Below are 24022 nucleotides of genomic sequence, written 5' to 3'. Positions count from 1 at the left end.
AAACCCCCTTTTTGCTTTAAAGAGGGGAAATGGTATGAATTTCATAATGATTTGGGGTTCGATTTAACCTGATGCCACCCATTTTTTTATTAAGAATCGGAGCGGCGGGATTTGAACCCACGACCCCCACTACCCCAAAGTGGTGCGCTACCAAGCTGCGCTACGCCCCGAAGTTCACGGTCTCTAAATATAACTTACTTTCTGAGCAATTGCAAGAGCAGCGAGACAGAGAATTGTTCAAAACCTCATTTCATCAATGCGATCGCAGAGTTGTCGATCCGTTGCACTAACCTCAGTACTGGTTTTTAGATAATCTTGCAGACAAATACACCCTTCTTTTAAGAGTTTTTCTGGGGTTAAATCAAAGTTTAAATCCCACAACACAACATTCCCTGCGGTATCAGAAGAACTTAAAACCTGACTATCGGGACTAAAACTGAGGCTTTTCACTCCGGCATCCATGCCGCCCAGGGTTTGCAGTAATTCACCCTCTCGACGCCACAATTTGATCGTCATATCTTCGCTAGCCGTGGCAATGGTTTGACCATCCCGACTGAAAATCACTGCATTGACGGCAGCATCATGTCCTCGTAAAGTGAGACGTTCTTGACCGTTGCGATCCCAAAGTTTGATTGTCCCATCTTTACTCGCCGTCGCAATTAAATCACCCTCCGGACTCCAATCTGCATCTAAAATCCCTGCTTCATGTCCTTGTAAGGTGATCAGGGCTTGACCCTGTAGCGTCCAGATTTTCGCAGTCCCATCTTCACTGGCTGTCAAAACGCGATCGCTGCTGGGGTTGAAACGGACACTCCTTAACCCGGAACGGTGTCCGCGCAACGTGACTAATTCTTCCCCTGCTATATTCCAAATTTTTGCCGTTGTGTCCCAACTGGCACTGGCAATGAATTGACCATCAGGACTGAAGGTTGCCATTTTCACATCTGCTTCGTGTCCGTCGAAGGTGGCTAAGCGATCTCCGGTTAAATTCCAGAGTTTTACGGTCTTATCGCGACTTGCCGTAAGCACTTGCTGACCATCGGGACTAAATTCAAGGCTTCTTACCGTATCCCCATGACCTTGGAAGGTCACCTGTTGTTCTCCTTGTTGATTCCACAATTGCGCGGTCATATAACGTCCTGTGGTACCAATGAGTTGACCATCGGGACTGAAGGTAATGTCTCCAACCGGTTCATCCTCAGTCACGTTCCAATGCCTCGCCCGATCCATCACTTTGGCGTGTAGATCCGCACCGACTAAATTCCATAGCCTAACCGTGGTATTTTCTCCCCCAGATGCCAAAATCTGACGATCCGGACTAAAGTGAACAGCCGTTACCGCATTGGTATGACCCCGTAAAACTTGTAATTCTTCCCCTTGGCGGTTCCAGAGACGAATGGTGCGATCCCAACTGGTTGTGGCAACGCGATCGCTGCTGGGACTGAAAACTACACCCGTGACGGTATCTTGATGCCCTCGTAGGGTCTTTAATTCATTGCCTGCTAAATCCCAGAGTTTGGCTGTGCCATCTCGACTGGCTGTCGCCACCCTTTCCCCATCCGGACTAAACGTGGCATACATGACCCAACTGTCATGTCCAGTAAAAGTCTGTAGCAAGTTTCCTTGTAAGTCCCAAAGTTTGGCTGTCCCATCATGGCTAGCACTCAGCAGTTTCTCTCCATCCCGACTAAAGCTAATGGCAACCACACCCGCTTCATGGGTATTAAAGGAATTGAGTGCTTCTCCCTCCCGATTCCACAGCTTCAGCGTGCCATCCCAACCCATTGAGGCAATGGTTTGACCATCCGGGCTAAATGAGACGCAAGCCACCCAATCCTCATGCCCTACTAGCGTGAGGACTTCTTTCCCATTTGCCACGCGCCACACTTTAACCGTTTTATCTCGACTGGCACTGACTAAATACTGACCATCGGGACTATAATTAACACTCCAAATGGCATCATCATGACCCATTAGGGTGTGCAATAACGTGCCATCCCGTTGCCAAATTTTAATGGTTTTATCCCAACTGGCACTGACGAGGGTTTGACCATCGGGACTAAATTTGACGCGAGTGACCGTATCGCGATGACCCAGTAAACGATTCCGTTCTCGTCCCCAATACAAAGACTGGCGCAGGGCTTTTTCTAAACGAGCTTTAATTTCGGGATTCGCATCTTCCCAGCCTAACTCATATAGCTTAAATCCGGCTTTGAGGCTTTCGAGGAGGGCTTCTAAAATTTGTTGCGATTCAAACGCCGTTTCCGAAGCCAGGGTCAGGGTTTTGATTTCACCGAGGGCAACTTGCCGTTTTTGTTGCGCTGTACGCCAGGTTTGCCATCCCGAAACGCCTAATAAACTGACGGCAATGACAGAAACCAGGGAGAGTCCAATTAAGCCCCGTTGAATGGTTTGTTTTGCCCGTTGTTGTGCGGTACTGAGAACCTCATTGGCTTGTTCAGAAGCCAGGAGTTGGTTTTCGACTTCTCGTTTCTCTAAGGCTTCACTGGCTGCCAGAAAGCGATAGTCTTGATTGCTTAAGACTTTCCCTTGTGCCCAGCTTTGGGCTTGCTGCAGGGCTTGTCCACGGAGAAGCGCATTGTCATCTTGATAATTTGAGGCAATCCAGGCATTGAGTAAATGCGCATAAGGGCGTAAGCGGTTCAGTTGCTTTTCCACCCAGGCTTGGTTAAAGACGGCTTGGTAAATGGGATTATAAACCTGTAAGTAACCCTGTTTTTTCACCACTAATCCCGAAAGAAGGAGTTCAATCACTTCCGGAGAATCGTCAGCAGGGATTCTTGCCCCTTGTAAAATTTGGAAATAGAGTCCGAGGAGACGACTGGCGCGTTGTTCACTGCGGAGAACGCGATCGCGTATGGTTCTTAAATGAGGGGGTTCGTCTTGAGATGCCCAGTTCTCCAAAATTTGCTCTTGTACAACACTCGCAACGCAATTGATTAAGGTTTGGGGTTGGATCCAAATTAATTCATTACTATCCGTTTCTTGTTCCTGATTATGAGTTGTTAACGCCTGCGCCACTAAACGACAGAGTTTCTGCGTTAAAAACGGTTGTCCCCCCGTCCAATAAATAATTTCTTGTAAAATAACCTCCGGCTGGGCTGTAGTATGCAGGAAGCCTTGCTCTAAGGGTTGCACTTCTTCTAAACTAAAGCCAGTCAGTTCAATGGCGCGACCAATATTAAAGGGCGTTCGCCCTTTATCCACAATTAAATCCGATGGCGTCGCAACCCCGAGTAAGGCAAACGTTAGCTGCTGACATTCATGACAGGAACGAATCAGGGCAAAAAAGTCATCGGTATTGAATCCTAAACTGAGGATACTATCAATTTCATCAAAGAAAATGACTAGCGGTTGAGTTACCAATTCTGGCAACACTTCTTGTAGAAACTCTCCCAAGCGAGAGACTGCTGACAAGTCACTTCTTTGGGCTAACCATTGCCGGACATTAAACCCAGGTGAAAGTCTAAAACTGCGCACTAACCGCATAATAATATCGGCATACCACTGTTCAGGCGTAATATTATGGGTGCCAATCCCGGAGAGATCGACGGTTGCACAAGCAATGCCTTCGGCTTGTAACTGCTGGGTGACTTGCACGCGCAAGCTTGATTTTCCCATTTGGCGACAATTGAGGACATAGCAAAACTCGCCAGCCTTGAGTGCCTGATACAGTTCTGCATCCGCCTGACGGACAACGTAGGTCGGGGCATCAACGGGAAGGCGACCCCCCACTTGATATTCGTAATCTGTGATCAGCTTTTGCACGGCTCTAACAAGAATAACTGTTTGTGTTATAAAACGTTATGACAAGGCTTGTCGATGCAGAAAAGTTATGGACTTGCCATTGCTCGTTTTTTGCTTGCGATGGATTGTTCGTTAGGCGTTTCAGTTTTCCAAACCGCTAATTCTTAAAGCAAAGGAAGGGAAAGCAAACCGATGTCCAAGATGACTTTAGTTTAAACTCAATTATTCAGTTGTAGAAAAGTTAAGTTTCGCCTCATTCCATCTCCCTAAAATTTCTATATCGACCTTTGAGAAAGCAGAGGCTATTCTGATCAAAACAGAACTGAGTCTGATGCAAAAAACTAGCTGTAATTAAGTTCTGTGCCCAACTCCGATTGTCGATATTCAAAATCTGGCGTTGCTGAATTAGAGTATGATTAAGAATGCGCTCAGACAACCAACAGGTTGGGAAATTATTTAAAGTTTAGAAATTCTTTATCCTCCAAATAGAGTTTTTTAAATCATTAACTAAGTAGGCAAGGGTAGAAAAACTGAGTTATGTAACAGATGATGAAGGAACTAAATTGGAAGGAAATCTGAATCTTTCTACCTGATCTCCTCTTGACTCAGCCCTAGCTTGAATTCCATCAATAACGGCATAAGCCAGCTCTAGCTCATCTTCTGCCCATTTGACCCCTTAGTTCATGGGTTTTGAGTTGATGCCATTCGGTTTCAATAGGATTGAGCTCTGAACAGTATTTGGGTAAAAAGAAAATGTAGAGTCCCAAAGATTCCCACTCCTTCCATTTGGCTTTGACTTTTTTGCTGGTATGAACTGGACCATTGTCTTGAACAATTACCCTGAACCGACCGGTTTGCTCAAACTCTTCTTGGGCTTGACGAGCCTGCTTGCTCATCCATCATCATGATCTAGGCATCTGCATTGAAGCTGCCCACAGCCAATCCATAGATCAAGTTCCGCAAAGGTTGAATCAGTCCCAAGATACTGAGTCGCCTTCCTTTGTACTTGGTTGGTTCAAGTCGTTTCTGTTCCCCGGAAAAGAAATAGCTGTATGAGGTGGGCATCCATAGAGAAAAGCCTGATTCATCCAAGTAAAACAGATCAATTTCCCCGATTGCTGCTGAGCATTGCAACATTTCCAGTTCAGAAAGTTTGACCGCTTTTTCCACTGGATCTTGTTGGCCTCGGTGACTGTGACGAGTACGTTTCCAAATTACCCCCTTTTTTTGAGGACTCGTCTGAGGTGATCGGGACTCAACTCAACATTGCGTTCATTTTTCAATTTTTGGGCAAGTTGTTGGCTGTTATAAGTGCGTTGCTCTTGCCGCAGGCAAAATTCGAGCGCTTCCAAATCACAAGAGTGCCAGCGTTTTTGAGCGCCCGGGCCAGGAGCATCCCATAGCCCTCCTAATCCCTGCTGTTGCCATCGATGAATGGTTTCACGGACCGTTCGGACATTCCAGTTGAAGAAAGATGCTATTTTCTCGACGTACATCCCTTGATGGCTTAAACGAATCACTGCGGAGCGATCTTTGGCTCGCTGAGGAACCGTTTTGGCAGTGCGAAGCTCAAATAAGGTGCGATTTTCTTCGGCATTGAGAAAAACCCGTAAGCGTGCCCCCATAAGCAGATCTTTGGTGTATTGAACTAGATTCCTTTATTAAACTTCATCTAGTTGCGTTTTTCAAGCCCTAGCTACTTAAATAGATAATTCGATTTACTTACGACATGTCCCACTGGGCTGGCTCAATGATCTTGGGTAACGAATTGAAGAGCGTGATCGCGCCTTTCTTCCCAAGGTTTTTGATCTACTGAAACTGGAAACCCTTCAAGCAAAAGATTCTTGAAGAAATTGAGTAAATAACTGAACTTTACTTGTGAGATGACGATTAACAGGATAGATCACACATAATTTTAATTCTGGTAATTGATAATTGGGTAAAATCATCTCTAAATCGCCACGGTGTAACTCCTGTTTAACAATAAACTGGGGCAGAAAAACAATCCCTAACCCTTTCACAGCAACATCTCTTAAAACTTCTCCATTATTGGAACAAAAAACACCATCAATCGCAACTTTTTTCTCTTTTTCTTGATTCTTAAATTGCCATTGAGAGCCTGTAGTTAAATAGCCATAGTGTAAACAAGAATGGTTTTTTAAGTCTTGAGGCGTTTGAGGAATGCCATGTTGTTCTAAGTAACTGGGAGCCGCACAAATCACGCGAGGAATAATTGTAATCGGATGCGTGACTAAACTGGGAGATTTAGGCGGTTGACCAATTCGGATTACTAAGTCATACCCTTCATCAATCGGGTCAATTAAACGGTCTTCTAGAGTCAACTGAATTTTAATCGCTGGATAGCGAGTCATAAACTCAGCAATGTGTTTGCCGAGAAAAGACATCCCAAAAGACATAGGAGCATTGACTTTAAGATTACCAATGGGTTGCTGACTTTGCTGAGAAACGGCTAACTCGGCTTCTTCGACACTACCGAGAAGATCAAGACAGCGTTCGTAAAAAGCGCGACCGGTATCTGTTGGGGTAACTTGGCGCGTGGTGCGATACAGGAGTTGCACTCCTAAGTGATCTTCTAAATTGAGAACCAGTTTGTTCACTGCGGAACGCGATAAGTCCATTTTCCTCGCTGCAGCAGCAAAGCCTCCCTCTTGGACGACTTGCGTAAAGGCACGCATACTTTCAAATTTATCCATCAACCCTAATTGTCAACTAAATAAAGACAATATGTCTATATAATATCATATTGTCATTTTATAGAAAACAAATCATAATAATAATTAACAACTGAATGACTCTGAAAACGAGGAGGTCAAAATCATGATTGCAGTTCGCCCGACTGAGGCAAGAGGAACAGCCAATTTTGGCTGGCTTGACAGTAAACATACGTTTTCCTTCGGTCGATATTACGACCCCGAACAGATGGGATTTGGTAATCTCCGAGTAATTAATGAAGACCGAGTACAACCCGATCAAGGGTTTGCCACTCACAGCCACAGAGATATGGAAATTATCTCCTACGTTTTAGAAGGAGCATTAGAACATAAAGACAGTATTGGCAATGGTTCTGTAATTCGCCCCGGAGATGTGCAGCGGATGTCTGCCGGGACAGGAATTGCGCATAGCGAGTTTAATGCCTCTGATACAGAACCGGTTCATTTGCTCCAAATTTGGATTATTCCCGATCAAGTGGGCATTGAACCCAGTTATGAACAAAAACACTTTCCTCTGTCTCAGAAACAAGGCAATTTAAAACTGGTGGCTTCTCCGGATGGTAGAGATAATTCCGTCAAGATTCATCAGGATGCCTATCTTTATGTTGCCGTTTTGAATGAGGGGAATCGCGTTAACCATCCTACGAACAATAATCGTTCAATCTGGATTCAAATTGCGAGAGGGTCAGTGGAAGTTAACGGTCAAACCTTGCAAGCCGGTGATGGTGCTGGTATTACCCAAGAAACAGACATTGAACTGATTGCCACGAGCGACAATACAGAAATCTTACTATTTGATTTGGGCTGATCCCCTCAGCCATTCCAATGAGTCTCCCAACCGTAAACAGATATTAGGAGTTTTTCATCATGAGTGACAATCAACCCCAGCTTAGTCTAACCGAAGCGATTCAAACTCGCCGTGCTGTCCGTGCTTTTCGTCCTGACCCCATTCCCGATGACATTCTCAAAGCAATTTTCGAGTTGGGCTTACAGTCTCCTTCGGGTTATATAGTGATTCCAAGTAAGAACCATACAATCAATGAGGGGCAAATACAGAACATGCCTTTAACTCTGCTGTACGGAAATCAATTGGAATGACTATAATTTACAACCTTGGCGGTTTATTCTTGTCAAAGACCAAGCAAACAAAGAGCGATTGCAATCTTGTGCTTTTAATCAAGCTCAAGTTGCGCAAGCCCCCGTTGTCCTTATCTGTTGCGGCGATCGCGCGGTTAATCAAACCGAGTATATCGAAGAAGTCATCCAACTGGGTATCGAAGCGGGAGGAGTGAATGAAAAGTATGCCGATTTTATGCGTGGGGCGATTCCTCAGCTATTTGAATATCAACCGTGTTTTGAATCGATCGAAGCATGGACCAATCGTCACACCATGTTAGCTGTAGCTCACTTGATGATTGTTGCCAAAGCCTTTGGTGTCGATTCTTGTCCGATGGAAGGGTTTGATACCGCCCAAGTCAAAGCAGCGTTTAATATTCCAACCGAGGTTGATGTGTGTTGCTTATTGCCCCTGGGTTATGCCGATGAACCGATTAAAAAGTATGGCGGACGCTTTAATTTGGAACGAGTGTGTTATGGGGAACGCTTTGGAGAAAGCCTAACCTAAAATAATATTGTCAAGCGCATTTCACCGTGGGAATTGCTCGGACTGTGCAGGTGTCTGAGCATGGCTTCAAACTGCTGCTTTCCCCTATCGACTGCACCCAATTCAAATTCAGATTGGGGCTGATTGGCAAGTTGGCAAAACTCTTGCCATTTCGGTTCTGCTTAGATAAGCAAGCTACTTCCAATCAGCTCATTCAGCTTGTTACTGAGGTTGTTGATTAGTGTAATCGAGTATGGTTATCGCTAATCTGATGAACGTTTAGTTTTTCCTGTTCACTAAATTTTTCAAAAAATGCTCTGACTTGCGGTGGAAAATGAGGGAAAGAAAAGGCGGCATCTCCCTGAGCAATATCCGCCCAAAAATATCGCAAATCAGGAACGAATTTTTTTGCTTCTTCTGCAGAAAGATTTAAGGGAGCTTGGGTCAGTAATTTCATCATAAATGGATCGGCGCGATCTCCCATCCACTCTCTAGAAAAATGGAGTAAATCGTTCCAACCTGGAACTTTTGTTACCCAATGGGATTGAATATCAATGTGCATTTTGCTTTGGGATTCACCCTTAACTTCAACGATGCGATAAGGATGAGGATAACTGACTAAAGAACCAGTTGTAATCTCGTACAAATTTCCTTCTTTGGCAATGTCTTGAATATGAAGATGACCCGTAAATATGAAGCGTACCCCATAGGCATTAAGCAATTCTTTTAAACGCGGTGCATTATCTAGCATATACCGACTAGAAAGGGTATGATCCGCTTGTCCAGGAAAATGTTCAATGACATTATGGTGAACCATGACCAACACTAATTGATCTTGCAAGGTTGGCAATAAGCGTTCCAGCCACTGTAATTGTTCTTCATCCAAACAACCGAGTTGCTGGCCATGTTCATCAAAAATATTAGAGTTCAGTGCAACGAGTTGCACGCCAGGATGTAACTCAGTAGTATAATATAGTTTTTCCGTGTTTTCATAACCACAATGGGAGTAATAATCAGGGAATTTTTCATAGGGAATAGCAGGATTTTTACCAGGGTTCTCACCGGAGACAGTGGGAATATCATGATTGCCCGGAATGACATAAACAGGGAAGGGAAGCGTCTGCAAATAGTCTGATAGCCACTGATGATTTGCGGGTTCACCATCTTGGGTTAAATCTCCCGGAAGTAAGAGAACGTCAAGATCCAAGGTTTTGAAGTGCTCAATGACTTGTTTGAAACTGGGAATGCTAACTTCAACCAAATGGAATCGTTTCGGGTGGTAGAAAATGGTTTCTTCGACGGCAATATGGAGATCACTCACAATTCCGAAGCGAAAGTTAAAACTCATTATATTAATTGTCTTTAACGCACTATATGTCAGTCTATCTCAAACTGAGACTTTACTTCTGCGCAAGTCTCGCCAGCGTTCCACTCTGTTTGGCGAGCAAAGATTCACAGTGCTTGGTGCAAGTTGTATCCTGAAAAAAAACAATTGAGAAATTTAAATTAAGAACAAATTACTATGGTTAAAATTATCAATCGTCAATCGCTAGGAACACAAAACGTTTATGATCTTGGCGTGGAGAAAGATCATAATTTTCTCTTAGCTAATGGCTGTGTGGCGTCCAATTGTTTTAACAAATCGCACTCTACGGCTTACGCTTATGTTACCTATCAAACCGCTTATCTGAAAGCAAACTACCCAGTCGAATATATGGCTGCCCTCCTCACAGCCAGCAGCAACAATACCGACAAAGTCGAGAAATATATTGATACCTGTCGGCGGATGAATATTGAGGTGGAACCGCCAGATATTAATCGTTCACAAATTGATTTTACCCCCGATCATGATAATATTCTCTTTGGTTTATCGGCGGTCAGAAACCTAGGACAAGGGGCAATTGAAAATATCTTAAACGCAAGAGACCAAGCAGGGGGTCAGTTTACCTCCTTAGCGGACTTGTGTGCCCGAGTTGACCTCCATACGGTGAACCGCCGCGCTTTAGAAGCATTAATTTATTGTGGCGCGTTTGACACCATCAACTCAAATCGCAATCAACTTTTACATGATTTAGAACCGGTTTTAAGTTGGGCGCAAAGTCGCGCAAAAGATCAAGCCAGTGGACAAACCAACCTCTTTGATTCCTTGAATAGCGGCAAAGACAATAATAATGATCAGCCAAACTATAAAGATGTCCCTACTGCCTCACCGGTAGAAGATTTTAGTGCCACCGATAAGCTGAAACACGAAAAAGATTTATTAGGCTTTTATGTCTCCGATCATCCCTTAAAGGCAACAAAACCCGCGAGTGCCATGCTGTCGGCAGTGATGTTAGGGGATAAAGACAATCTTCCCAAGAAAAAGCCGGTCAGTGCCATTATTTTACTCACTGAAGTGAAGAAAATTATGACCCGGAACAATGATCCGATGGCATTTGTACAAATGGAAGATATATCCGGACAAATGGAAGGGGTAATTTTCCCGAGTTCTTACGAACGAGTGAGTGCCTATTTAGAAGAAGATGCGCGGTTGATCGTGTGGGGAAAAATTGACCAAAAAGATGATCGTTTACAGATGATTATTGAAGATGCTGAACCCATCGAACAAGTGAAAATGGTCATGGTTGATTTTAGTTTAGACCAAGCGCGCGATCGCGCTCACCAAGAAAAATTACAGCAAACCTTAAAACAATTTGCTGGCAAAAAGAATGAAGCGAAAGTGCCCGTCATTGGCAGAATTAAAGTGGGCAATCAACAGCAACTGGTTCGGTTTGGGCAACAATATTGGGTCAAAGATGCCAGTCTGGTTTCTCAGCAATTAAAAGCCCAAGGCTTTCAAGCGGAAGCTAACTCGCTGGTTGTCACCGCCTGATGTAGTAGAATCATGAGGGCAATTGGAGGGGGATTAGTTATTAGTCATTGGTCATTAGTTATTAGTCATTAGTTATTTGATCACTCCTCAATTCACTGATCAAAAACCCGATAAAATGAACTGTTATTATGTATTCTTTACTTGAGCAACTGCGACAATCGTTTTCCCACGCCCTTGTTAGCGCCTTTGGAAATGAGTATGCAGACACCGATCCTTTAGTGGTACCGGCGGCAAAACCCGAGTTTGGCGATTATCAATCGAATGTTGCCCTATCTCTGGGGAAACAATTAAAACAAAAGCCGAGAGAGACTGCCCAGCAAATTATCGATCATCTGGATGTTTCTGCCTTATGTGATCCCCCTGAAATTGCGGGACCGGGTTTTATTAATTTAAGGCTGAAACCGACCGCTTTACAAACTCTTCTCCAAACCATCGCCCAAGACAGCCAATTGGGTGCAGAAAAAGCAGAAACCCCACAACGGGTAATTGTAGACTTTTCCAGTCCCAACATTGCTAAAGAAATGCACGTGGGACACTTGCGTTCTACGATTATTGGGGATTGTATTGCCCGCATTTTGGAGTTTCGCGGTCACGATGTTTTACGCCTCAACCATGTCGGTGACTGGGGAACTCAATTTGGGATGTTAATTGCCTACTTACGAGAAGCCTATCCTGAGGCGTTAACGAAAGCGGATGCCCTTGCAATCGGGGATTTAGTCTCTCTCTATCGGGAAGCCAAAAAACGCTTCGATGAGGATGAAGCGTTCCAAAAAACGGCGCGGGAAGAAGTGGTGAAACTGCAACGGGGAGACAAAACCAGTGTTCAAGCTTGGCAATTACTCTGTGAACAATCGCGACGGGAATTTCAGGTTATCTATGACTTATTGGGAGTGGACTTAACCGAACGCGGTGAGTCTTTCTATAATCCTTTTTTATCGGATGTGGTCAAAGAATTGGAGGCAAGTGGCTTAGTAGAAGAAGACCAAGGGGCAAAATGTGTGTTTCTCGAAGGCTTTAGTAATAAATCTGGGGAACGCTTACCTCTAATTGTGCAGAAAACGGATGGCGGCTATAACTATGCGACAACGGATTTAGCTGCGATTCGCTATCGTATTCGCGAAGATGGGGCACAACGGATTATTTATGTCACAGATGCCGGACAGTCGAATCATTTTGCGCAAGTTTTTCAAGTGGCAAAACGGGCGGGTTGGGTACCCGAAGCGGTGGAGTTAGTGCATGTTCCCTTTGGGTTAGTACAGGGAGAAGATGGGAAGAAACTGAAAACCCGTTCCGGGGAAACGGTTCGCCTGCGAGATTTATTAGATGAAGCGATCGCGCGATCGCGCCAAGATTTAGAAAAACGCTTTGCCGAAGAAGGACGCAGCGAAAGTGAAGCCTTTATTGAAAAAACCGCCCGTGTTGTTGGGATCAGCGCGGTTAAATATGCGGATCTCAGTCGGAACCGCACTAGTAACTATGTCTTCAGCTACGACAAAATGCTTGCCTTACAAGGCAATACCGCCCCTTACCTCCTCTATGCGTATGTTCGGGTACAAGGAATCAGTCGCAAAGGCAATATTGACTTTACGACTCTCACTAATGAAAACCTTTCTCTAGAAGATGAGAGTGAACTGGTTTTGGCGAAGCATATCCTCCAACTGAGTGATATTCTCAAAGAAGTGGAAAAAGATTTATTGCCGAACCGCCTGTGTCAATATCTTTTTGAACTTTCGCAAAAATTCAACCAATTTTATGACCGCTGTCGGATCTTACAAGCCGAAGAACCGAAACGTAGTTCTCGCTTGATGTTAGCTGATTTAACGGCCCGTACCCTCAAACTTGGATTATCATTACTCGGCATTGAAGTTTTAGAACGGATGTAGTGTTTCTCGGTTTCAGATCGTCGGAATTATTGCAACTCTTCTTCATTACTCTTGGCACTCTGCCTCTGCTGGCAAAATCAACATCTATCTGGCAAGCGTTAAGCTCTTTCAGAGGAAGAGACATCGAGTTTAATCTTCCTTCACGATCTGAACCGTGTCGGACTGAGTTCGATGATAATGAAAAAAATTAAAATTATAGTTGCAAACTATTATCTTTAAGGCTAAACTAGCAACTACAATCAAAGTTCCTGGTACTCAGCTTGGTTTTCGTGCTAGCCGAGAGGACGGGAGTCGTGATCTTAAATTTTGTTGCTAATTGCAAATTTTTCTTGTTTATTGAAAGTTATGAGTCATAATTCTTCTGAATCATCAGCAATAAGGACGCAAATTTCTTGCAAATGTACCGAACGTTGGCAAGTATATCAACGGTTGTTGGAGTTGAATATTCCCTGTTACTGCCGTTGCAATCACCCTTTGGAAGTCGAATTGGCAACCCCACTAAAAGTTTGGCAGTTTTGGCATGTCATGTGGCGCGTCTCTGCCTCCCGCGATACCCTATGTCACTATCTCGATCAATGTTGGCATCTGCCAGTTTACCCAAAGAATTAACTGTAGTTTAGTTATTAATAGTAATGTCGTTTAATTTTTTTTCACAAGCTCACCATGATCATCATGATGAAAAAAACGATCAGCGGCGACAGAAACCTTGGCATTTTAGCTATTTAGGCGGTCAATTGAATCAACCGAAAACCCCTCCTCCTGCCAATAGTTTTTCCCTGGTCGAAGTAACGGAAGGCAATTGGGTTCAAATTGCTGCTCTTCCAAATCAGTTTAATTTTCCCATTCCTGGGGTTGCCGTGGGAACTTACTTGCTGGTTTTAGGAACTACTAAACGAGGTGCTGTACGGGTACAAGTGATTGGTCAACAAGTCACACTGGCTAGCGCGATCGCGCAACAAATTTATGTCCGACCTTTTTACTTTACTAATTAACTATTAATTGTTTATTTATTAGTCATAATTTAACTGATAGTAATTAATCTCAATTATAAAAAAACAGGATAATTCTTATTTGTCAATAAGTACTTTTTTTTGCTAATATTCGGTAAAACCAACAAAAAAATTACTGAGGTGGAATTCCCATGGCTACTGCACAAGGTTTACTCCAAGCATTTGGAGAGGTAAAAGACAATCCGGTTTTATTAGAAAAAAACGTTACAGAACCCGTTTGTGAAGGATTAAACATTGCCATTGCCAGTTTCCAAGCTCTTTATATCCAATATCAAAAGCATCATTTTGTGGTTGAGGGCGCTGAATTCTATTCCTTACACCAGTTTTTCCAAGAATCTTATGGGGAAGTGCAAGGTCATGTGCATGATCTAGCCGAACGCTTAAATGGCATTGGTGGCGTTCCTGTTGCTAGTTTCAGCAAGTTAGCGGAACTGTGTCGCTTTGAACCAGAAGCAGATGGAATGTATGCGGTTCGTACCATGGTCGAACATGACCTCAGTGCCGAACAAGCTTTAATTCAACTGGTACGTCAGCAAGCAGCACAAGCAGAAAGCCTCGGCGATCGCGCAACCCGCTACTTATATGAGCAAATCTTACTAGAAACCGAAGAAAGAGCTTATCACTTGGATCATTTCTTAGCCCAAGATAGCCTAACCCTTGCTTTTGTCGGCAATGGCAGCAACTAATACCGACTAATTGCTTCTAAGCCGGGGCGAATTGCCAGTTAGTTCGTCCTTCTTTTTTTTTCAAGAGCTGAAATGGTTAAGAAGAACCGTTTGAATCGCCGTCTGCACCTGTTGCGGCGATTGATTTGCATTGATGGGAACAATCCGTTGTGGAAATTGTTCAGCGAGCGCCTTATAGCCTTGTCTCACTCGCTGGTGAAAGGTAATATCGGCTTGTTCAACGCGATCGCGTTTTCCTCGCTGTTGAACTCGTGCCAAGCCCGTTTCCACCTCGACATCCAACCACAAGGTTAAGTCACTTTCCAAACCGTCAGCAGCAATGGTATTGAGTTGTTGAATTAAGTCTAAATCTAAGCCTCGCCCATACCCTTGATAAGCGGTGGTGGAATCAATAAAACGATCACAGAGAATAATCGTTCCCGCTTCCAAATGCGGTTTCAAAAATTGATTGACATGTTGCGCCCGGTCTGCGGCATATAATAATAACTCACTACGGTAATCAATATGCCAATCGTGGTCATTAAGGAGCAGCGATCGCAGCTTCTGACCTAATGCTGTTCCACCTGGTTCCCGTGTTTGTATCACTGCTAGGGATTTTCCTAACCCTCCCGCAAGGAGCCACTCTCGGATTTTTTCAATTTGGCTCGTTTTTCCTCCGCCCTCGATCCCTTCAAAAACAATAAACTGACCTTTCATATTGATGATAAGCTGCAAAATCTCTGAGGGAGTTATACCATACTTTTCCTCTCCCTCTTCGGCTTGATCGAGAAACACTTGGCTGAGAGATTAGGTATCTCCGATGTAAAGGCTTTTCCCAGGTAGAAAATCAGGTTGGATTGTCTCGTCAAAAAATGGCTCTAGAGTAGCAGTTGCAATCTTGATCCACTCCCACGGCTAAAAGCACGTGGGATGCTTCGCGCGGACTTCGTCCTAATTGATTTTTCGCTTGAGATAGCGATTTCGTTTGTGTTGGTAGAGCTTGAACTTAAGTGTCTTCATGTCTGCTATGATAGCATACAGTAGTCAGTCTGACTTCATCATGACCAAAAAGACATTAACAATTAGACCATCTGAACGAGAATACAATCATTTGTCCAAATACTGTGAGTTGACAGAGAGGAGTCAAAATGATGTTATTAGAGAAATGATTAGAAGTTTGTCAGTCTCAGGGGTATTGAACCCCCTCGACTAACCCGCCTTATATCCCACGGCTAAAAGCACGTGGGCTTTACGGCGATTTCTGTAACCTCTAATCTCCCCTTCTTTTAGACTAACTGGTGCGCCGATACTGCATGTAGGCAGCAAAAAATAATCCAGCCAAGGTCACAAAAATTAAACCGAGGACAATTCCGAGTAGTAAAGGTTCAATCATAAAGCATTGGTTCCAATGAATCTTATCATGAGCATCTTATCAAATTTCGCTTAGGAAGGGAGGGGTAAGTCATAGCGGGTGTGGAAATCAACTTGAACTTTGTAAGTGAGACGACGAGACACTTGGCGAACAATTTGCTTTAAAAGGCGATCGCCAGTTTTTTGTACCATTGGCTTAGAAAAACGATAGATGAATCGGGGAAAGTGAATGGTGACCCCTAAATCAAGCGTCCACTCAACTCCTGTTACGGGTAAAGAAAGATCAGAACGGGCTGCTGAAGTACTTTCAATCAGTTGTAGTTCTGCTTGATAATCCACAGTGTAAAAATAATACGTATCCGCTGTTTCCAAAGGAACCGTTTCCATGCGATAAACGCCCTCTGTTTCGGGTAGTAACTCCACGCCTAATTTTGGTTCCACTTGAAAGCCTAATGCCCCAAACCGACCAATTGTTAAGGCATAACTATTCTCCCCAATCGGTTCTGCTTGCATGGGTTGAGCACAGCGCACAAACCACCCTTGATGAGCATTGAGATATTCTTTTACCGTTTCCACATCACTATACATAGTCATGATCCCTTCAAATTGATTGCGGAAATAGAAGGGTTGACGCTGTTGACGATCGGGCTGGCAAGTTGTATCGATATTTGTTTGTTGAGTAGATTGAGACTCCATCACACACCTAACTGTCTATAAGTTGCTATTCGTGAGTTGTTATCGTTATTTATTGTGTGTTTTTCTCCCTATCAATTATTAATAACAGATAACGTTTTTTTTGTGATTATAAAAGATCTAGATTCTCCGTTTTCCAAGCTGCATTAATCTTTGGGGAAATTGTGGTCGATTCCCCCAGTGTAAATGGAGATAAGACGCATAAATTGACCCTAAGTTCCACCCTTCTCGACTTTGATTTTGGTATAAATCTTGAAGTTGATAAAGGGGAGAAGATGAAGGGGTTTTGAGCTGAGAACGATGAAATTCATGTCCCCAAAGTTGGGTATTGGGTGGGAGGATGGACTGTGGGGAACAAAGCGTCGCTTGGCGATACCCCAAGGTTAACCGTTTAGCCATAATGACCGTTGCGGGTAACATTCCCACCATTTCCCAGGTTACTCCTTCAAAGTCGGTAATGCTTTGAGAGAGATACATCAGACCACCACATTCAGCATAAGTTAGCAGTCCTTGAGCAAGGGTTGTTTTTAAATCATAAGTCACTTTTTTATTGTGTGATAAATCGCCTGCAAAAACTTCGGGGAAACCACCGACAAAATATAATAGATCTAAACTATCAGGGAGTGTTGTATCCTGCAGTGGACTCCAAGGAATTAACTCTGCACCGAGGTGTTCGAGAAGATCGAGGTTATCTTGATAGTAAAAATTAAAGGCGCGATCGCGCGCAATACCGATTCTAATGGGAGATTGGGGAGGAATATTATCCCAGAGGGGCGCAATGTTCGTCTGAGGGGCTGCTAACAACGGTAAGAGTTGATCCCAGTGGAAACTGTCTTGCGCCAGGGTTGCCAACCGTTCTTGAATTTTGGGAAACGTTTCCACTTCGCTAGTGGGAATTAAGCCCAAATGTCGATCGCGCAGGGCAATCTTTTCTTGACGGCGAAAAACCCCTAAAATGGGGATATTGATGCGGTCTAAAGCCACGTTTAACAATTCGAGATGGCGGTCACTACCCACCCGATTCAGAATGACACCAGCAATTTTGAGATGAGGGTTAAAGTTCGCATATCCTTGCGCGATCGCGCCCACCGAACCGGATAAACGAGAGCAATCAATCACTAACAGTACTGGCACGTTTAAAATCTCTGCAATGTGGGCAGTGGAGGCATAATCATTCCGTTGCGCTAAACAGACCCCATCGAAGAGTCCCATGACTCCTTCAATAATCCCATAGTCCATCCCTTGGCAATGGCGGAAAAAGCAATGTCGGACGTAGTCAGGGGAAGTTAACACCGGATCTAAATTGCGACAGGGTCGTCCGGTCACTTGGGTATGAAACATGGGATCAATATAATCAGGTCCCACTTTAAAGGATTGTACTCTTTCTTGTTGACGCGCTAGAAAAGAAAGCAAAGCAAGGGTAATGGTTGTTTTCCCGACACCACTACGTTCACCGGCAATAATTAACGCCATAAATCATATCTTTAAAAAATGTTCTCTAAGGATAGTTCAAAGTGAGGAAGGATATCTTCCCCATTAATTATTTGAGGCTGATCAAGTATTTCGCGATCGCAGCCTTGACGATAAATTTCAACTTGCTGATCTTGCGGGTTAATCAGCCAACCGAGACGAACGCCATTCGCCCTATATTCTTCCATCTTGGCTTGCAACCAACTGAGATCATCACTAGGGGAGGGCAGTTCCACCACAAAATCGGGCGCGAGGGGCGGAAAGCCATCTTATTCTTCTGGCGTGAGGGCATCCCAACGTGCTTGGGTAATCCAGGAGGCATCCGGCGAGCGACGTGCGCCATTGGGCAGGATAAAAATGGTTGAACTATCAAAACTTTCACCGCCATGCGCATCTGTCCAAATTCCTAATTGCTGGGTGATACGACGGTTTTTCCGACCGGCTGTTCCTCCTGTTGGCGACATCACTTCTAACTCATGGTTAGCGTTTAATTCCAGAGCTTTATCTTCATTTAAAAGCGCGATCGTTGCAAAGTGTTCCGGCTTAATTTTGAGTTTCATCACCGTTTCTTTTAAGATTGAATGCCACTTTAAAGAAAATTCCCCCAAGGTGGGGGTAATCAAGTTATATTTTTGCGTTGGAGTTAAGAATTAGAGTGTAGTTTCAACATTTCATAAGTACGAGCCATGCTTTCTTCATACAATACTTCGCGTCCCCACCGTTGCAATTGCTTGGTCAAGAGTTGTTCGGTTTTTTGATCAAACAGCGGAGTCACTTGCTGGATGCGGCAAGATTGAGCGCCACCCCCGGCTTCCATCCGCATACAGCCCGTGGTTTCAGAACAAAGGACCGTACAACAGTCAGCTTTTAAGTTCGTGGAACTGAGACGTAAACTAATGAGATCACCAGGAATATCCCCGGCTTCAACCGGAATCCCGGCTAACTCAGCTTCGACTTCCCTTTGTTCATCATTGGTAAACTTGATGCGACGAATATCATAGTCGCCGCCTTCATGTTCATAAGCAATGGGATCCCACTTTAAGCGAGAGGCTAACCACCCTAAAAACATTAACGCTTGGGCAGGATTTCCTTGTTCATAGTCAATGGTAACCCGATCCACTTCTGTCAGGGCGCTGCGTCGTTCTGGCGGATCAAACGCTTCGGCAGTTAATTCTTGCCATGCGGCTAAGCGTCGCCAGTTCAGGTCGGCAAAAACCATGCCTTCTTCAAGAACTTGACCAATGCAGTAAAGTTCTGCTTCAGGTTCACTAAAACTACTCGAATCAACAATAATAATATCACTATTGTCTGCTAGACGTTGAAAAAGGTTAGATTCAGGAGCCGGAACCGCTTTCCACCAAAGGAATTTAGGCAGTTCACTCAACATTAACGCCGAAATCATGCCCCCAATTCGTTCTAAAGCTTTGGGAGTTCCTGTCAAGTTAATGTATTCACAGCAAACTAAACTGTTACTTCCTTGCTTTTGAATCGGACAGTAGGCGGAAACTTGTGCGGAAACCCCTTCATCTTCTCCTGGTTGCGGATAGAGGGTAATGATCCGACAGGGATTAGCTGCAGCAATTGCCTGCGCCATCTGATTTTCTTGAGGCTTACCTTCTGCTTCATAGATGATCATGGTAAACGTGGTTGCCCGTGTCGCAAGCGCGCCATCTTCCCCTGTGCGATTGGCTTGCCAGATTTGATTGAGTTCAGCCTCGATTTCTTCCAGGGAAACATCTTTGGGATGCTGTAGGGAAAGGAGGGGTGGAGATTGTGTCATACTGATTTTTTCCTCGAATTACAGGGACAACGGAAATAGGATTGTGTTACAGTCGTCGCCAATTGCGACCATCGGCATTCATTAACGCTTCTGCTTCGGCGGGTTGCCAGGTTCCCGCTTCATATTGGGGCACTAAGGTCGGGTCGCTCGCTTCATCCCAGGCGTGTAGAGCGGGGCTAATGACTCGCCAAGCGGCTTCGACTTCATCGGATCGGGTAAAGAGCGTTTGATCCCCTAACATACAATCTAATAAGAGGCGATTATACGCATCAGCAGTTGCCATGCCAAAGGAGGAGCCATAACTAAAGTCCATATCCACGGATCGCGTTCTCAGTTCCGGTCCGGGCATTTTGGCTTCAAAGCGCAAGGAAATCCCTTCATTGGGCTGAATCCGCATCGTTAAGACATTGGGGTTTGTTTGTTGCGCTGCGGACTGGAAAATCAGTAAGGGCACTTCTCGAAACTGAATTGCAATTTCAGTGATTTTCTTCGGTAACCGTTTCCCGGTGCGGATATAAAAGGGAACGCCTTTCCAACGCCAATTATCGCAGTATAATTTTAACGCAGCAAAGGTGGGGGTTGTGGAATTGGGATCAACGCCATGTTCTTCTCGATATCCAGGCACTGACTTTCCTTTCATCCAACCGGCACTATATTGTCCGCGAATGGCACAGTGATCCAAGTTGTGGGGATCAGCGAGATAAAATGACTCTAACGCCTTGGTTTTTTCCGTCCGAATGCTGTCAGCATCAAGGGAATTTGGTGGCTCCATTGCAGTGAGTGAAACCAGTTGCATGAGGTGATTTTGCACCATATCCCGTAATGCGCCCGAGGTTTCATAATAACCGGCACGGTCTTCCACGCCCACGGTTTCTGCAACCGTAATCTGCACGTGATCCACAAACTGACGATTCCAAAGCGGTTCAAAAATTGCATTAGCAAACCGAAACACTAACAAGTTTTGGACCGTTTCTTTTCCCAAGTAATGATCGATGCGATAAACTTGGTTTTCATAGCAAACTTCTTGTACCGTCCGGTTGAGAGAACGAGCAGAGGCTAAGTCTTTACCAAAAGGCTTCTCAATGACGAGGCGGTGTTTTCTAGGATCTTGTAACATTCCCGCATTCCCTAACTGAGTAATCGCTTCGGGGAAAAATTTGGGAGAAACCGCCAAATAAAAAACGCGATTGCCTCTGGTGCCTCGTTTTCCGTCTAATTCTCCTAAAAAGGCTTTCAGTTTCTGGTAACTTTCTTCTTGGTCCATGTTGCCAGAACAATAATAAAGCCCTTCGGCAAAGTCATTCCAGAGTTCTTCGTTGCCAATGCCAGTGGAATAGTTTTCGACCCCTTCCCGCATTTGTTCCCGAAAATAGTCATGACTCCAATCGCGACGGGCGACACCGACAATGGTTAACTCCGCCGGAAGGCGATGTTCTTGTTTCATTTGGTACAGTGCAGGAACCAGTTTCCGTTGCGTTAAGTCTCCTGACGCGCCAAAAATAACCATAATGGCAGGTTCAGGGATGCGTTCTTGTTGTAAGCCAATGCGAAGGGGATTTTCTTTAACTGCTACCATACTGGGCTAAAAGTTTAATATGAATTTTTGGAAATAAATATTAGGGGGAAAAGGGGGTGACAAGGAGAGGGGATGAGGTCTCTACCTTGTCACTCAATCCCTTTCAAATGAGAAATCTAAACCGCTGCCAGTTGCTTCACTTTATTTTCCAGGGAAGAAAGGAGAGATTCGTAAGGTTTGACGAATTTGTCGATGCCTTCTTCGAGCAATTCAGCCATGACTTGGTCTAAATCGATATTGACGTCGGGATCTTTGAGGTTTTCCATGAGTTGGTAAGCCTCATCAATGTCAGTCTCGATCCGATCACCGGGATGGCAGTGATCGGAACAGGCTTCAATGGTTGCTGGTGGCATGGTATTAACCGTGTTGTTGCCGATTAATTCATCCACATACATGACGTCGCTGTAGTCGGGATTTTTTGTTCCCGTACTTGCCCAGAGGAGACGTTGCACGTGCGCGCCTTTAGCTTCTAGTGCTTGCCAGCGATCGCTGCTAAAGATTTTCTTGAATTCTTGATACGCAATCTTGGCGTTGGCAATGGCAACTTTTCCTTTAATTGCCTCTAATTTCGCTTTCGTTGCTTCTTCATCTTCCCCTTTGACTTTCTCATCGATCATCTGGTCAATTTTGACATCAATCCGACTGAGGAAGAAACTGGCAACCGAGGCAATTTGACTAATGTCATTGCCATCTTCTACCCGCTTTTCCAGTCCGCGAATGTACGCCCAAGCCGTATCAATGTAGCTTTGTACCGAGAACAAGAGGGTAATGTTGACGTTAATGCCGTCGCGAATGGCTGCTTCTACGGCGGGTAACCCTTCCGGTGTCCCGGGAATTTTAATCATGACGTTTTCCCGACCGATTTCGTTGAAATAGCGGCGGGCTTCGCTGAGGGTGGTTTCGGTATCTTGCGCGATTGTGGGCGGCACTTCGATGCTGATGTAGCCATCGAGTCCGTTGGTTTCATCATAAATCGGACGCAGAATATCACAAGCTTCTCGGATATCTTCAAATACCAGAGATTCGTAAATCGCTTGTACAGATTTTCCTTCTTTGATGCCAGCTTCGATATCAGCATCGTAGATTTGGTTTCCCGCGATCGCTTTTTCAAAGATCGTCGGGTTAGAGGTAATCCCGTGAATTCCCCGTTCTTCGGTCAACCGTTTTAATTCACCAGAACGGATAATATCCCGACTGAGGTTATCCATCCAGACGCTTTGACCATACTGCTTTTCAATTTGCAGAATTAAATTTTGCTCTGCTGCGGTCATGATTGTTAATTCCTCCTTATGAGTTTTCTCGACTGCATTTCTATTCATCCGCCATTGCAGGTTGTTGAGGACTGGTGGCTGATTCTTGATAGAAAGATTCCACTAACTCCACGTCTTTCGGACTACCAATAATTAAAGGGGAACGAGCATGAAGTTTTTCTGGCACAACATCCATTAAGTTCTCTCTCCCAGTACTGGCTTTGCCACCCGCTTGTTCAACTAAAAAGGCAAGCGGAACTGATTCATACAATAACCGTAACTTGCCTTCCGGTTTACTGACGGTTCCGGGATAAAGAAAGACTCCCCCTTGTTGGAGAATGCGATGAAAATCCCCGACTAACGCTCCTCCATAACGAGCGCTATAGCCATGCTGACGATGGACATAACGGACATACTCGCGGATGGGTTCTTCCCACTGCCAGAAGTTTCCTTCATTCAAGCTATAGATTGCACCTGTTTCCGGGATTTGCATCTTTTCTTCAGCCAGAATAAATTCTCCCAAGCTTGGATCAAGCGTGAATGAATGTACGCCATTACCGAGGGAATAAACGAGTTTTGTACTCGCTCCATATAGGATATAACCGGCAGCAATTTGTTGATGTCCGTTTTGTAACAGGTCACTGGCACTTTGATCAAGATCTTCCCCTGCTTGCTGTCGGATGGAGAAAATTGACCCCACACTCAGATTGGTATCAATGTTGGATGAACCATCAATCGGGTCAAAGAGTAGGGTATAGCGTCCAATCGGACAATTTTCGGGAATATAGTAAGGGGTATCCATTTCCTCAGAAGCGAGGCGACAGACTAGCCCACTTTGCTTAAACACGGAGATAAACACATCATTAGCATAAACATCCATGCGCTTTACCGATTCCCCTTGGACGTTAGTTTCTCCGGTAAAGCCTAAGACGCCTTCCACCAGTCCAGCATGACTGAGTCGCCGTGAAATCAGTTTACCTGCCAAGGCGATACGGTTCATAAGAGCACTTAGATCTTGTGCTGCTGGGGAAAAGCTTTGGAGTTCTTGTAAAACATGACGAGATAGGGTTGTGCAATCTCGGTCTAAACTGGGAGATTGCGCGGGATTAACCATAATTTTCTCCTTGGATTGCGTTTGACGCAGTTATGGAGGATTGTAATTTCTAGGAGACTTCCTATTTACAATCATAAAGAGACATTTTCCAACAGGCTTCTAACTTTAGACCAAATTTAGTTTTCAGTTTTTTGTCCTGTTGATCCTGTCTTCTAAGTGAAACTTTAAACGACTATGATTAATCCCTCATGAGTTAAACCTGAAGTAATAGTTAGACTTAACCAGCGGAAGTTGC

At 44.4% G+C, this 24022-nt stretch carries 17 protein-coding genes, 1 tRNA gene and 3 pseudogenes; 7 read left to right on the top strand and 14 right to left on the bottom strand.

Going from position 1 to position 24022, the window contains the following annotated elements; translation table 11 throughout:
- Positions 1-96 precede the first annotated feature (96 nt).
- The 4 genes and pseudogenes from GVY04_05730 to GVY04_05715 all read right to left on the bottom strand — a co-directional run bounded on the left by GVY04_05730 (position 97) and on the right by GVY04_05715 (position 6482).
- Positions 97-170, bottom strand: a tRNA-Pro gene (locus GVY04_05730).
- A 67-nt stretch (positions 171-237) separates the two neighbouring features.
- A complete protein-coding gene (locus GVY04_05725; protein NBD15649.1) occupies positions 238-3789 on the bottom strand; it encodes a hypothetical protein in 3552 nt (1183 codons plus the stop codon).
- A gap of 660 nt (positions 3790-4449) precedes the next feature.
- Positions 4450-5393: pseudogene (locus tag GVY04_05720) on the bottom strand (IS630 family transposase).
- A gap of 204 nt (positions 5394-5597) precedes the next feature.
- Positions 5598-6482: a LysR family transcriptional regulator gene (locus GVY04_05715; protein ID NBD15648.1), complete on the bottom strand. Its 885-nt coding sequence runs from the start codon at positions 6480-6482 to the stop codon at positions 5598-5600.
- Positions 6483-6606: 124 nt separating this feature from the next.
- Here GVY04_05715 and GVY04_05710 point away from each other — a divergent pair, with 124 nt between their 5' ends.
- Both GVY04_05710 and GVY04_05705 read left to right on the top strand, forming a co-directional pair.
- On the top strand, positions 6607-7308 hold the full coding sequence (locus GVY04_05710; protein ID NBD15647.1) for a pirin family protein: 702 nt from the start codon (positions 6607-6609) through the stop codon (positions 7306-7308).
- Between the two features lie 59 nt (positions 7309-7367).
- Positions 7368-8124, top strand: a pseudogene (locus tag GVY04_05705) (nitroreductase family protein).
- Between the two features lie 217 nt (positions 8125-8341).
- Here the strand turns inward: GVY04_05705 and GVY04_05700 are convergent.
- Positions 8342-9451, bottom strand: coding sequence for a metallophosphoesterase (locus GVY04_05700; GenBank protein ID NBD15646.1), 1110 nt, complete (start codon positions 9449-9451; stop codon positions 8342-8344).
- Between the two features lie 174 nt (positions 9452-9625).
- Here GVY04_05700 and GVY04_05695 point away from each other — a divergent pair, with 174 nt between their 5' ends.
- From GVY04_05695 to GVY04_05675, 5 genes are all read left to right on the top strand, one after another.
- On the top strand, positions 9626-10975 hold the full coding sequence (locus GVY04_05695; GenBank protein ID NBD15645.1) for a trans-splicing intein-formed DNA polymerase III subunit alpha C-terminal partner DnaE-C: 1350 nt from the start codon (positions 9626-9628) through the stop codon (positions 10973-10975).
- Between the two features lie 128 nt (positions 10976-11103).
- On the top strand, positions 11104-12858 hold the full coding sequence (gene argS / locus GVY04_05690) for an arginine--tRNA ligase (GenBank protein NBD15644.1): 1755 nt from the start codon (positions 11104-11106) through the stop codon (positions 12856-12858).
- A gap of 345 nt (positions 12859-13203) precedes the next feature.
- A complete protein-coding gene (locus GVY04_05685) occupies positions 13204-13467 on the top strand; it encodes a hypothetical protein (protein ID NBD15643.1) in 264 nt (87 codons plus the stop codon).
- A 23-nt stretch (positions 13468-13490) separates the two neighbouring features.
- Entirely contained in the window at positions 13491-13850 is a 360-nt protein-coding gene (locus GVY04_05680; GenBank protein ID NBD15642.1) for a ferrous iron transport protein A, read from the top strand.
- A gap of 149 nt (positions 13851-13999) precedes the next feature.
- Complete coding sequence (locus GVY04_05675; GenBank protein NBD15641.1) at positions 14000-14554, top strand: DNA starvation/stationary phase protection protein; 555 nt, start codon at positions 14000-14002, stop codon at positions 14552-14554.
- 60 nt (positions 14555-14614) lie between these two features.
- Here GVY04_05675 and GVY04_05670 read toward each other — a convergent pair whose 3' ends face one another.
- The 9 genes and pseudogenes from GVY04_05670 to GVY04_05630 form a co-directional block, all read right to left on the bottom strand.
- Positions 14615-15250 (bottom strand): dTMP kinase, encoded by a 636-nt coding sequence (locus tag GVY04_05670; GenBank protein NBD15640.1) that lies wholly within the window; start codon positions 15248-15250, stop codon positions 14615-14617.
- A gap of 574 nt (positions 15251-15824) precedes the next feature.
- Complete coding sequence (gene petG, locus GVY04_05665; GenBank protein NBD15639.1) at positions 15825-15926, bottom strand: cytochrome b6-f complex subunit PetG; 102 nt, start codon at positions 15924-15926, stop codon at positions 15825-15827.
- Between the two features lie 50 nt (positions 15927-15976).
- A complete protein-coding gene (locus tag GVY04_05660; protein NBD15638.1) occupies positions 15977-16600 on the bottom strand; it encodes a DUF1997 domain-containing protein in 624 nt (207 codons plus the stop codon).
- A gap of 117 nt (positions 16601-16717) precedes the next feature.
- A complete protein-coding gene (locus tag GVY04_05655; protein NBD15637.1) occupies positions 16718-18070 on the bottom strand; it encodes a cobyrinate a,c-diamide synthase in 1353 nt (450 codons plus the stop codon).
- 11 nt (positions 18071-18081) lie between these two features.
- A pseudogene (locus tag GVY04_05650) lies at positions 18082-18627 on the bottom strand (Uma2 family endonuclease).
- Between the two features lie 83 nt (positions 18628-18710).
- The gene (gene opcA / locus GVY04_05645) at positions 18711-19847 is read right to left on the bottom strand and encodes a glucose-6-phosphate dehydrogenase assembly protein OpcA (protein NBD15636.1); all 1137 of its coding nucleotides are present in this window, start codon (positions 19845-19847) and stop codon (positions 18711-18713) included.
- A gap of 46 nt (positions 19848-19893) precedes the next feature.
- A complete protein-coding gene (locus GVY04_05640) occupies positions 19894-21423 on the bottom strand; it encodes a glucose-6-phosphate dehydrogenase (protein ID NBD15635.1) in 1530 nt (509 codons plus the stop codon).
- A gap of 116 nt (positions 21424-21539) precedes the next feature.
- Positions 21540-22694, bottom strand: a complete 1155-nt coding sequence (gene tal, locus GVY04_05635) for a transaldolase (protein NBD15634.1) — start codon at positions 22692-22694, stop codon at positions 21540-21542.
- 40 nt (positions 22695-22734) lie between these two features.
- Positions 22735-23787, bottom strand: coding sequence for a class 1 fructose-bisphosphatase (locus GVY04_05630; GenBank protein ID NBD15633.1), 1053 nt, complete (start codon positions 23785-23787; stop codon positions 22735-22737).
- Positions 23788-24022 lie beyond the last annotated feature (235 nt).

Source organism: Cyanobacteria bacterium GSL.Bin1, from assembly GCA_009909085.1.
In the GTDB taxonomy this organism is placed as follows: Bacteria; Cyanobacteriota; Cyanobacteriia; order Cyanobacteriales; family Rubidibacteraceae; genus Halothece.
Note: the sequence above shows the minus strand (reverse complement) of the source record. Positions and strands in the feature narration are given on the sequence as shown.

Coding starts and splice junctions, on each gene's coding strand:
- GVY04_05715 (NBD15648.1), bottom strand. CDS start 6,482: ATGGATAAATTTGAAAGTATGCGTGCCTTTACGCAAGTCGTCCAAGAG.
- GVY04_05710 (NBD15647.1), top strand. CDS start 6,607: ATGATTGCAGTTCGCCCGACTGAGGCAAGAGGAACAGCCAATTTTGGC.
- GVY04_05700 (NBD15646.1), bottom strand. CDS start 9,451: ATGAGTTTTAACTTTCGCTTCGGAATTGTGAGTGATCTCCATATTGCC.
- GVY04_05695 (NBD15645.1), top strand. CDS start 9,626: ATGGTTAAAATTATCAATCGTCAATCGCTAGGAACACAAAACGTTTAT.
- argS (NBD15644.1), top strand. CDS start 11,104: ATGTATTCTTTACTTGAGCAACTGCGACAATCGTTTTCCCACGCCCTT.
- GVY04_05685 (NBD15643.1), top strand. CDS start 13,204: ATGAGTCATAATTCTTCTGAATCATCAGCAATAAGGACGCAAATTTCT.
- GVY04_05680 (NBD15642.1), top strand. CDS start 13,491: ATGTCGTTTAATTTTTTTTCACAAGCTCACCATGATCATCATGATGAA.
- GVY04_05675 (NBD15641.1), top strand. CDS start 14,000: ATGGCTACTGCACAAGGTTTACTCCAAGCATTTGGAGAGGTAAAAGAC.
- GVY04_05670 (NBD15640.1), bottom strand. CDS start 15,250: ATGAAAGGTCAGTTTATTGTTTTTGAAGGGATCGAGGGCGGAGGAAAA.
- petG (NBD15639.1), bottom strand. CDS start 15,926: ATGATTGAACCTTTACTACTCGGAATTGTCCTCGGTTTAATTTTTGTG.
- GVY04_05660 (NBD15638.1), bottom strand. CDS start 16,600: ATGGAGTCTCAATCTACTCAACAAACAAATATCGATACAACTTGCCAG.
- GVY04_05655 (NBD15637.1), bottom strand. CDS start 18,070: ATGGCGTTAATTATTGCCGGTGAACGTAGTGGTGTCGGGAAAACAACC.
- opcA (NBD15636.1), bottom strand. CDS start 19,847: ATGACACAATCTCCACCCCTCCTTTCCCTACAGCATCCCAAAGATGTT.
- GVY04_05640 (NBD15635.1), bottom strand. CDS start 21,423: ATGGTAGCAGTTAAAGAAAATCCCCTTCGCATTGGCTTACAACAAGAA.
- tal (NBD15634.1), bottom strand. CDS start 22,694: ATGACCGCAGCAGAGCAAAATTTAATTCTGCAAATTGAAAAGCAGTAT.
- GVY04_05630 (NBD15633.1), bottom strand. CDS start 23,787: ATGGTTAATCCCGCGCAATCTCCCAGTTTAGACCGAGATTGCACAACC.